This window comes from Finegoldia dalianensis (genome assembly GCF_046255015.1).
Classification (GTDB): Bacteria; Bacillota; Clostridia; order Tissierellales; family Peptoniphilaceae; genus Finegoldia; species Finegoldia magna.
Genome location: NZ_JBDLBQ010000005.1, coordinates 167,067 through 179,843, shown reverse-complemented (window position 1 = coordinate 179,843; position 12,777 = coordinate 167,067). Strand labels below are relative to the sequence as shown.

The following is a 12,777-nucleotide window of genomic DNA, read 5'->3' as shown; positions in this document are numbered from 1 at the left end:
CAATGGAGATAAATGATATAAAAAACAAAGTGATACAGTCCATTAAAGAACATATTCGCATGGAAATTAACGATGATTTTGAGAAGGGCGATAATCTTATAGAAAGAGGATTAAGTTCTATTATGATAATGAAAATATCTAATAAGTTAAGAAAATCAGGTATTAGGATATCATTCTCTAAATTAATGGAAAAACCAACTTTTAATGAATGGGAAATGTTAATTAAGAGTGCAAAAATTAACGATAAATTTATATCAAAAGAAGCAGAAATAGTTAAGAACAAAGAATATGTTGGTATTAAATTTCCGTTAACAGATGTGCAATATGCTTACTGGGTTGGTAGAGAAGATGATCAGGTTTTGGGAGGCGTAGGGTGTCATGCCTATCTAGAAATTGATGGTAAAGATATAAATGTTAAAAAATTAAATGAAGCGTGGATAAAATTACAAAAAGATCATCCAATGTTGAGAGCAAAATTTAACAGTGATGGCACTCAGGAAATCATGGAGTCTCCTTACACAGACGAAATCAGTGTATACAACTTAGAGAATCTAGATAATAAAGAAATTAAGGATTCTTTAAATGAAATTAGAGAAAAAATATCTCATAGGAAATTAAAGGTCGAAAAAGGTGAAGTAGCAGGTCTTGGAATTGCTTTATTACCTGAGGGAAAGACAAAAATCTTTTTAGATATTGATTTGTTGGTTGCGGATGTTATGAGTCTAAGCATTATGATTAAAGAATTAACAAGAAATTATGTAGGAGAAGGTGAAAAACATTCTATAGACTATACCTTCAAAGATTATATTGGAGATAATAAAGACAATCAATTACAATTAGAAGAGGATAAGGACTTTTGGAAGACAAAAATTGAAAATGACTTTCCTATGGAAGCACCTAATTTACCACTAAAAATTAGGCCTGAAATGGTTAAAGAAACTAAGTTTATTAGAAGAAAGAAAGTGGTAGATGAAGAAAGTTGGAGTGAAATAAAAAGACTAGCCTCTTTGCATAAAGTAACACCATCAATGGTTTTATTGGCCTGCTATGGTCTTGTAATAGAACGATGGACTAATCAAGAAAAGTTTTTAATAAATATGCCTTTATTTAATAGGGATACTGAAAACAGTAATTTAAGTAATATGATTGCAGATTTTACTAACTTATTATTGGTAGATTATGAGAGAAGACTAGGGGAAACATTGATACAAACTATAGAGAGGGTTAGTGAAGTATTTTTAGAAAATGTTTCGCATAGCTCATATTCTGGTGTCCAAGTTCAAAGAGACATGTATAAAGAAATAGGTAACAATAATAACGTGGCTCCTATTGTGTTTGCTTGTAATATTGATTATCCTTTAGAAACGGAAAAGTCAAGAGAAGCGCTTGGGGGAATTTCATATATGATTTCTCAAACACCAGGTGTTTGGTTGGATTTTCAGACTTATGTAACAGATGAAAAGTTAATTTTATGTTGGGATGCTGTGGAAGAACTTTACCCAGAAGAATTATTAAATGATATGTTTGATGCTTTTTATGAACTCCTTATTTCCTTAACTAAAAAAGAAAATTGGGAAAAGAAAACAGATGTTTTATCTCAAAGGCAAAAGGAAATTAGAAGGCAAGAAATTGAAGCTATTATTCCACTAAAATATCCAGATGAAAGAATTTATGATGGATTTATTAAAAATGTTATATTAAATCCAAGTAAAGTGGCAATTATAGACTCTTCTACAGGTGAAGAGATAAGTTATGGAGAACTTTATGATAATGCTTTAAAAATTGCTTTTTATTTACAATCAGAAGGCATAAAAAAGGGTGATTATATAGGAATAACACTTCCAAGAGGATGCAGACAAATTTTTGCTATTTTTGGAATTTTATTTAGCGGCGCAGCATATGTACCTATAGGAATTACACAGCCTAATGAAAGAAGAAGTAAAATATATGATCAAATTGGTATAAATCACATAATAAGTGATGAAGAAACAATAATTAGTTGTTCTTTGAATAACGAAGAAGTTAAGATTATTGATTTAGATAAAGGTATGAATAGCGATAAGAAATTAGAAAGTCCTGTTCAAGTTAGTCCATATGACAGTGCGTACATTATTATGACATCAGGGACAACAGGAGTGCCAAAAGGCGTTGAAATAATGCACACTAGTGCTATCAACACCTGTATAGACCTGAATAAGAAATATAACATTAACACTAATGATACTGTCTTAATGGTGTCTTCTATAGATTTTGACCTTTCTGTGTTTGATATATTTGGACTTTTACATGCTGGTGGTACATTTATTACCACAAGTGAAGACAATTATAGGAATCCAGATGAATGGCTTGAATTAATTGATAGATATAATGTTACTATTTGGGATTCAGTTCCAATATTATTTGACATGTTAGTTACAATGGCTGAAGGAAAAAAGAGAAAATTACCTTTTAGAGTTGTTATGTTATCAGGAGATTGGATTGCTTTAAATCTACCCGGAAGATTTTATAATATGAGCAATGACTCTGTTGTTGTAGCCATGGGTGGGGCTACGGAAGCATCTATATGGTCAAACTATCTAAATGTACCTAAAGAAATTCCGAACAATTGGGTTTCGATACCGTATGGAAAGCCTCTAGAGAATCAAGTATATAAGGTGGTAGATGACTTTGGCAGAACTTGTCCTAATTATGTTAAAGGCGAGTTATTAATCGGAGGAGTAGGTGTTGCTGAAGGGTACAGAGGAGATACTGAATTAACCGATAATAAATTCATTGTAGAAGATGATATAAGGTGGTACAGAACAGGGGATAACGGAAGAATATGGAACGATGGTACCATAGAATTTCTTGGTAGAAAAGACACTCAAGTTAAAGTTAAGGGACATCGAATTGAAATTGGTGAAATTGAGAAAGCTATAGCAAAGTATGCTGGGGTAGAAAATGTAATTGTTGATTTAATGGAAAGAGGAGGAAGCAAGAAGTTAGTAGCCTTTATTAAAAGTGATGTTAATTCATATGAAGTTAACAACATGCCAAAAAATCAAGGTTTTAATACTTCTTTTTTGGTAAAACCTAAAATACCTTCATCAAATGATGAAACTATATACCAAAACAAAGAAATTGACAAACTAGTTTTGAAAACCATTTTAAATGTATTTAATGGGTTAAAGATTGACTTTACTAGTAAAAGTTACTCTTTAAATGAAATATATAAAGATATAAACTTGTCAAGTTCAAATAGAATAATAGTGGACAAATGGATTGATACACTAGTAAACTTTAAGCTTTTAAAAAAGGTTGATGGAAGATTTAAAGAAGATAGCTCTATTTCTAAAATAAAAATAGACGTGGAATCAGTACAGGAAATTGAAAGATTCACAAAAGAAATTACACCAGAGCTTATAGATATTTTAAAAACAGGGAGAGATCCTTTAGAAGTTTTCTACAGAGAAGATAAAAAATTTAATTTAGTAAGACTTGCTGAAGCCATAGAAGATTATAAAGAATCTATAGATAGTATAGTAAACTCTCTAAATAATTATATAGATAAGAATACAGACAGAAAATTAAGAATCATAGAATATTCAACTAGAAACAGTCAAATGACAAATAGATTATTTAATAAATACAAAGATTATGTTGAGGAATATGTTTATGCAGACAATTCTGTGTTTTTAAAAGAAGACTTATCTGATATTAATGAAAATAGTAAATTTAGATATTCTATTATTAATCAAGAAATAAATGATGGATTGGAAGAGGATTATTTTGATGTGGTAATAGCATTAAATTCAATTCACAGGAGTGGAGATTCAAGAGAGACATTAAAGAAGCTAATAAAGAAATTGAAACCAAATGGGTTACTTGTAGGAAATGAAATTAATAAATTAAATTTACTTTCTCTGATTACAGCTGATATATTGAATCCAGAAAACATAGGTATTAATAACGACATTAATTTAAAAACAGATATTAGTAGAATTCTTTATGAAAGCAATGTCAATGAGTCATCCAAGGCTAATTTCAATACTTTTTTTATCGAAAAACTAAAAAGTAATAAAATCTCATTTGAAGATCTAAAAGACTATTTGTTGGGAATAGTTCCAAATTATATGATTCCAACTTATTTTTATCATGTGGATGAAATCCCACTTAATAAGAATGGAAAAGCAGATAGAAAGAAGCTTAAAAAAGATTTACTGAAGGATGTCAAGCATTCTAGAGTTATTTCAGAAGAAATAACAAATGACATATCAGATACAGAAAAAATATTATTGAATATCTGGAAAGAATGTTTATGCAATGAAAATATTGGAGTTAATGATAATTATTTTATCGTTGGAGGGGACTCATTAACAGCAGCATCCATTATCGGGAAAGTCAAAAATAAAATGGGGATAGAAATTTCGATAAAAGACATTTTTCAGAGTGCCTCTGTAGCTTCTTTGTCGGATTTTATAGATAAAAACAAAATGTTTATCAATAGAAGCAAAATACGAACTTTAGTGCCAGATAAAGAAAACATATATGAGCCATTTCCACTTACTGATGTACAAATGGCTTATTGGATAGGTAGACAGGGGGCGTATAACTTAGGGAATGTATCAACACATTGTTATTTTGAATTCGATAGTATGGATATAAATGTCAATAAACTACAGAAAGCGTTAAATGATATCATTGAATATAATCCTGCTTTAAGAACAATAATATTAAATTCAGGAGAACAAGTAATTCTGAAAGAAGTTCCATACTATTTATTAAATATAAATGATTTAAGCACTTTGGATGATGATGCTAAAGAAAATATTTTATTGCAAATGAGAGAATCACTTTCGCATAGAATTATAGATTTGAGTAATTTTCCTACATTTGATTTTAAAGTAACTAAAATTACTAAAACTCTATTTCGAATATTTATAGGAATTGATAATGCAATACTTGATGGTTGGAGCATGTTTGAGTTTTTAAAAGAAATAAAGCTTAAATATGATGGAGATTTTAGTTCGGAAACTATTGAACCAACATTTCGAGACTATGTTTTATATAAAAAACAAGAAGACAGATTTCATTATGAACGAGATAAAGATTATTGGATAAACAGGTTGGACTCATTTCCTATCATGCCAAGATTATCCATTATGAAAAATGATGGAAATAACTCTGAACAAAGATTTAAAAGAAAAGAAGCTAGAATAAAGAGAGACGATTGGATAGAAATTAAAAGATTAGCGACTGAAGTAGAGGTAACACCAACAACTATACTTTTATCATTATTTTCTACAATATTATGCAAATATAGTAACAGCAATAATTTTGTAGTTAATGTGACACAATTTATAAAGGAAGATATTCATCCTGAAATTCATAAAGTTATGGGAGACTTTACTCAGTTATGTTTATTGGAAATAAAACTTGATAAAAGCAAAACTATTTTGGAAAATGCAAAGGAAATTCAGGAACAACTCCTTTCTGATATGATGCATTCATCATATAGTTCAATAGAGTTTTTAAGAGATTTAAGAGAGAAGAAACATACAGATATGATTGCTCCAATTATATTTACAAGTGGCTTAGGAATGAAAGGAAATAGAAATGTAGATTTTCTCGGTGAGTTAAATTACTCTATAAGCCAAACGCCTCAAGTATGGTTAGATCATCAAGTAATAGAATTAGATGAAGACCTTATATTGACATGGGATTATGTAACTAATTTATTCATAAATGAGGAGATAGATATATGTTTCAACGCATATGTAGAATTAATAAATGATTTTTTAGAATCAAGCAACAAAAAAGTGGATGAATTAATAAGAATTTCAAATGATGACACAGAAATGGATTTGACAATAAACCATATTGAGAAAAAAGACCTTATTAAAAAATCAATTTCAAACAACAGGAATGATAAAAACCTCAATAGTGAGTCAGAAGAGAGTATACAAACATTTGAAAATGAGATAGTCAGGATTGTAGAAAATGTATTAAAAGTAGAGAAACTAGAGTTGGTAGATGATTTTTTCAAATCTGGTGGCAACTCGCTTAATGCTGTGCAATTAACAAACTTAGTAAACGAAACATTTAATATTAATTTATCTATGGTTGTAATATTAGAAAATCCTATGCTCCAAGATTTTTCTAATGCTGTCTTTAAGGAAATAAATAACAGGAATAAAAACAATAACAATGATAATGAAATAGGTTTTATATAGGAGGGCATATGTCGATAGAAAAAACTATTCTAAAATATCAGAAGCAAGGCATAAGGTTATTTTTAGAAAATGGAAAACTATGCTATAATTCCCCAAAAGGTGTTATGAATAAAGCAATTCAAGAGGAACTTTCTAAGATAAGAGATGAGTTAATAGATTTTCTTGCAAAAAGTTGCTCTCCTGTAATAATTGACAAGGAAAATTTAAATGAAGAATTTGATTTAACAAATATGCAATTAGCTTATACAGTAGGTAAAGGGGAGTTATATAAATATGGACAAACAAACTGTAAAATTTATTGTGAAATAAAATATCCTGTAATTGATATAGCTAAATTTAAGAAATCCTGGACTGATGTAATAATAGCAAATGAAATGTTACATGCTGTAATTTACAATGATGGAAAACAAAAAATCTTAAAGGATTATAATATTCCAGATATAAGATATACTAAAAGGTGTTCAAAATACCATTTTAATGACGAACATTTGGAAAATGTTAGAAAGAGATTATCTTCAAAGACTTATGAGTTAGGGAAATGGCCACTATATGACATAGAAATAACATCATTTGATGATTACAGTATAATTCATTTGTCTTTGGATATGTTGATTGCAGACTTTACAAGCATTGGAGTTATAATTAGAGATCTTGAGGACTCATATTTTGAAGATATTAAGTTAGAAAACAAAGGAATAACATTTAGAGATATTATAGTATTCGATGAAAACTTCAAAAAAACAAGTGAATATCGAATCAACTATAATAAAGCGAAAGATTATTGGTTGAAAAAAATTGAAGATTTACCTGAAGGACCAACATTAACAACCAAATCAAGTGAAGGAAATGTATCAATAAAACAATTTAATCTTCGTATAACTGAAAAGAGAGAATTAGAAATACAAGATATTTGTAGCAGAAACAAAATAACCCTAACAGCGTTTATATTAACAGCATATGCAGAAGTATTAAGCCGTTGGTCTAGCGAAAAAAGATTTTGTATAAATGTCACAATTTCGGAGAGAGGTGATATTCATCCTAATATTAGTTCTATTGTAGGGGATTTTACTGATATCAATTTACTAGAAATAAGCAATTTAAACGAAAATGAATTTGTGGAAAATGCACAAAATATCCAGCTTCAACTTTGGAAGGATATTGATAATAGAAGTTTTTCAGGTATTGAAGTTCTTAGAGAAGTATCAAAATCAAGAAAACAGAATATAATATATCCATATGTTTTTACAAGTGCTTTAGGCATTCAAGAGAACATTAAAAGTAACAGTATAAGTAATTTTGGGGAATTGGTTTATAAAATAACACAGACCCCACAAGTAATACTTGATTGTCAGGTAATGAGAGACAAGGGTGGAATATTGATTACATGGGATGTAAGAGATAATATATTCCCTAAAGGTATGATTGAATCAGCTTTTACAAGATTCTCTGATATTATACTAAATAGACGTAAAGAAAACTCTAGCAAAGATAAAGAAGTGTTAAGAACATTTGGCCAGAGTCATATATTGTCATCGGAGTTTAATGACAATATGAATTTTGAATCTTTTATTGGAAATCTATATCTAGAAGAAATGGCTTCTAAAATAATATTGAATAATTATGATCAAAAATATACGTATAAAAAATTAGGTTTGCTAGTAAGAAATATTAGAGATTTATTAATTATAAATAAATGCAAAGCTGGAGATACTGTTTTAATTAATTCACCGGATGCTTTTTTAAAAGTCGGAGCTATCTTAGCAATATTATCAATAGGAGGGGGAGCATTACCTATTGATGAAACGGAAGATTTAGAAGAAATAGAGTCGCTAAACAAGAAGTATGATATTAAATTTGCTCTAATTAATGATATTAACGATTTTTGCTTAGATGGAGAGATTTATAAAAATTTAAAAATTATTTCTTTGGAACAGATAGAAGATTTTGATGATGAAAAACCAGATAAATTTGAAATAACTGATATAGCAAAGGCTACACTCATTTCAAAGGAGATGGATCAATTAGGTGAAATGAGATTTTATCCTATCAAGGTTAAAAACATATTTTCTTTTGTCAGAAAACAAATTGATTTATTGAAAGTAAGAAAAGCTGATGAATTACTAGTTTGTGAAAATAACAATAGCCGTGTTTTAATTACGAATTTATTAATATGCTTATTATCTCAATCAACATTAAACCTGTGCAAAAATATTTCACAACAAAAATATAATAAAATGATAATGGACTCAGAATTCATACAGGTCAATATGCATCAACTTGAAGTGTTATGTAAAAATCATATTCGTAAATCAAAAATAAAATCAATAATTTCTAAAACTTTAATTGTTATAACTGCTATTGACTCTATGAGCTTAATAAATCAATTTCCAGAGTTATTAGAAAGTTTTAGAATTATATTTATGATTGATGATTTTACAATTCAAGATAATGAGCAGTATATGATTTTATGTAAAGAGTATGTAAAGATGGATCATGAAGATAATTTGCTTTCATTTAACAAGAATCTATCGAGCGGTGAAGTTTCTATTTTGGATCAGCATTTGTCTATGTGCCCAGAATGGGTTGTAGGTGATATATTCGTCAACAAAAAATCGAACGATGAGTCAAGTAGTGACATATATAACAGTACTGATCAAAAAAATGTTCTTGCGAAAACAAAATTTAGAGGAATGTATACATCAGATAGTATAATAGTAACCCATGATAGTACTGGTGATGTAAAATTAGAGGGTAACGATATTAATGTTTATGAAATTGAAAGTAAAATTAATTCTTTAAAAGATATTCATAAGTCTGCAATTGTCCCCAATAAAAATGATTGTAGCGTAGATGTGTTTGTCCAACCAAATTTTTCTGAAGCAACCAAAGATACCAGAAATATTAAATTTTCGGAGTTCAACATAAAAGATGTGGGTGACTTTAACTTGGATAATTTTTTAAGGTGGATGCAGGCATCAAACGAAACGGCTATAGAGGATATTTTTCAAACATTTTTAAAATTAGGAGTATTTGTTAATAAAAACAAGTGGTATTCTATTAAAGAAATATATTATGAAACAAAGGTTGTTGATATATACAAAAGATTATTGAAAAGATGGCTTAATGCACTTATTTCCGAGGGAATTATTAAATACAACGCAAACAGAGGATACAAATTAAATAGTTGTAGAGTAGATAATATAGGAAAGGCATGGGAAAAATGGAAAGAGATAGATTTGCACGTTAAATACAGCGATATAATGATGAATTATTTTTATGAATCACGAGTGAATCTAATTAAATTGCTACAAGGAAAGATAAATCCAGTTGAGTTATTTTTCCCAAATGGTTCTTTTGATGTAGCTTTAGCAGCATATAAAAACAATCCTATAAGTAACATAATGAATAAAGCAACGATAAAATATATTAATGATATTATAGATGATTTCAATCAACGCTTTCCTAACAAGGATTTCAGGATTTTAGAAGTAGGGGGAGGAGTTGGAGGAACCACTATTGATTTAATGAAGCAAATTAAAAATTATAATATAAAGTATTTATTTACTGATATTTCTCAGTCATTTATTAATGAAGCAGAAAAAAATTTTATAAAGTATAATAATATAGATTTTGGAATTTACGATATAAATAAAGATTATTTTGAACAGGGAATGAATAATTCAGAGTTTGATTTAATCATTTGCAATAATGTATTTCATAATGCAAATGATGAATCTGAAGTATTAGAACAATTTAAGGGAATGCTTACTAGAAATGGACATCTAGTAATTCTTGAAGGTTTACCCGGAAGTTATGCGTTATTAACTTCAATGGAGTTTCATGCAGGCTTAGACCATATAAAAGGATTTAGAGAAGATACGGATCAAGTGTTTTTATCAATGAATGACATGAATAAAATCATAAATTATTGCAATGGTGATTTGGTGAAGTGTTTTCCAGACAATAGCAGAGAACGAGATATTTTGGGACAATGTTTATATATTGTAAAATTTAGAGAAAGTATTATTGATTTAGATAAAAAAAGAATTTTAAATAATATATTAAGACTCTTGCCTTATCCTATTAGAGTTAATACATTTAATTTTATTAATTCAATCCCTCTTACAAGGGAAGCTTGTATTAATAGAAGAAAACTAAGAGATGATTTAAAGGAAAGAATTAATAAAAGAGTAAAAATAAAAGAAATAAATAAGAAGGAAGTTGGACCTGCAACTAATTTAGAAAAAAATTTAGTTCAAATATGGAAAGAAACATTGAAAGTTGAAAGTTTGAGCATTAATGACAACTTTTTCGAATTAGGAGGTGATTCTTTAATAGCTGCACAGATTGCCTCTAAAATGAAACAAAACTTAGCAGAGTTTAAAGAAGTTCCTTGGGATCAGATAATGTTGGGCTTAATTCAATCAGATTCCTTAAGAGAAATGTGTAGTAATTTTATATTTAACTCGCAAGAAGAACTAAAAGAAGATAATGAGAGTATAGGAAAAATAATTTTACTGAGTGAGAAAAAGACTACGAATTCAGCATGTGTTTTATTTCATGATGGTTTAGGAAGCTTGGGACCATATTCGAGCTTGATACCATTAATAAATGAAAATTGTGATAAGTATAATTTATACGGAGTAGGAAATATTGATGAAAAAAGTTTTTTATCAATATCTCCAGATAACTTGATATCAACATTAGGATACGAGTATGCAAATCTATTAGAGCAGACGGGAGAAAAAGAATTCGAATTAATAGGATTTTGTACGGGTGGGTTGATAGCTATTGAAACTGGTAAAGTTCTATTAGAAAAAGGTTTGAAGGTAAATATGGTGACCACAATAGATACTATGATATGCAAAAAGATGATACTAAATAATTTTCTATTAGAAAGGGCATTTGCACAACTCATAGGAGCGAATATTAATAAAGCTGGTCATTCAGTTTCAGACGAAGAAGTGAGAAAGAGCTTACTATACTTATCGAAGAATTATAATCTTAAATTAATGCAAAGGGATGATTTATTTTTAGAGTCTATTGATAAATTTAAGAATGTGAAAGAATGTTATGTAGAATTTAGTACATTAGATGAAAATGAGCGTTTTAATAGGATGTTAAATAGCATTGAAAACGAAAAGCTTAATGAAATAAATACTTTAAGTAATATTAAGCAAAGATTTAACATATTCTCTCAAAGTTTTGAGGCTGCTATGCTATATGAGCCTGAAAATTATGTAGGAGATGTAAAAGTTTTATATTGTGATAATGAAAAATTTACTTTTTTACCGCTCGATAATATTGATAATGAAAAATTTTGGAAGAATGCAACTTTAGGGGATATAAAGCTACAAAAAATAAAAGGGAATCACTTAACATGTTTAAATGGGAAAATGGCAAGTGAAGTATTTAAAAATATTTTTGGAGATAAAAAACAATGAAAAAAAAGATAGGTATATTGGGATCTAGTGGCTTTTGCGGGAATATAGTATTTGAGGAGTTGAAGCAAAGTGGGTATAGGTTAAGATGTGGACATAGATATATAAAAAAAGATCTCGTAGATAAATATATTGAGCACGTATCCGTTGATGTTTTGAATGATAAAGAGTTGTACCTTTTTTGTAAGGATTGCGACTTGATAGTTAATGCGACAGGACCTTCATATGTTACAAGCCCTAAAATTGCTTATGCAATAAAAAAACTTGATTTAAAATATGTTGATTTATTTGGCGTTAATTTATTGGATGATGAAATAATTTTAAATACAAAATCTGTAATAGGTACTGGAAATTTCCCAGGATTATCTGGAATTGTTTTGAAGTGGCTCAATGAAAAATATTCAAAAAACTTAAAACGTATTTACATGTATGCTGGAGGAAATGAGAAAGTGACATTAAATGCATTAATTGATGTTTTAATGAGTTCATTAGATGGATATATTGAGACCAATTGTTTTATCTATAAAGGAGAAAAGAAAAAAATAAGCAGAGAAGTTGATTTAAAAGAACAAAATAATGTTGATTTTTTACCTTTGAATTCTGTATGTATAAAATATATTTCTAAAGAGTTATTAAATGTTTCTGAAAAATTTCCTAATAATGAAGTTTATTGGAATAATGTGTATCTCAACCCAGAGCATGATAAGATTCTAAGACAGGGTGTTTCAGAAATCCAGAAAGAATATTCCTTGGAGAAAGTATATCAAGTTGCCGATTACATTAATGAGCAAATATCAAGTAAAAGAAAAGCTAAGGATAATTTACTTCAATACAAGTATCAATGTTCTATAATTCTAGACTATGGGTTTGGGGAATATGAGGAGTTTTTAGAAGTTATATGTGGAGATACTTATCTTATAAACGGTTATTTAACAGCAATGTGTGTAAAAGAGTTGTTGGATAGAGATGACATAAATAAAACAATGTGGGCGTTTGAGATTTTGGATAGTAAAGATGTTTTAGAAGAGTTGCTATACAGAAAAGCTATTTTAGATATTAAATTAAATGGCAAATCAATAAGAGATGAAATTTGTGTTAGCCAAGAAAGGGGGGAAATATAAGTT

Annotated in this window: 3 protein-coding genes; all 3 read left to right on the top strand. The window is 28.7% G+C overall.

The features are described from left to right. The first annotated feature begins 2 nt into the window (after nt 1-2). Genes ABDJ34_RS06795 through ABDJ34_RS06785 form a run of 3 tightly spaced genes read left to right on the top strand, consistent with a single transcriptional unit; the run spans nt 3 to nt 12,774 of the window. Nucleotides 3-6,212 carry an amino acid adenylation domain-containing protein gene (locus ABDJ34_RS06795; RefSeq protein ID WP_412701825.1) on the top strand — a complete coding sequence of 2,070 codons (6,210 nt, stop codon included), beginning with the start codon at nt 3-5 and terminating at the stop codon, nt 6,210-6,212. A gap of 8 nt (nt 6,213-6,220) precedes the next feature. After that, nucleotides 6,221-11,656, top strand: a complete 5,436-nt coding sequence (locus ABDJ34_RS06790; RefSeq protein WP_412701824.1) for a condensation domain-containing protein — start codon at nt 6,221-6,223, stop codon at nt 11,654-11,656. Beyond that, entirely contained in the window at nt 11,653-12,774 is a 1,122-nt protein-coding gene (locus tag ABDJ34_RS06785) for a saccharopine dehydrogenase family protein (protein ID WP_002842334.1), read from the top strand. Before ABDJ34_RS06790 ends, ABDJ34_RS06785 begins: the two co-directional genes overlap by 4 nt. The last annotated feature ends 3 nt before the right edge of the window (nt 12,775-12,777 follow it).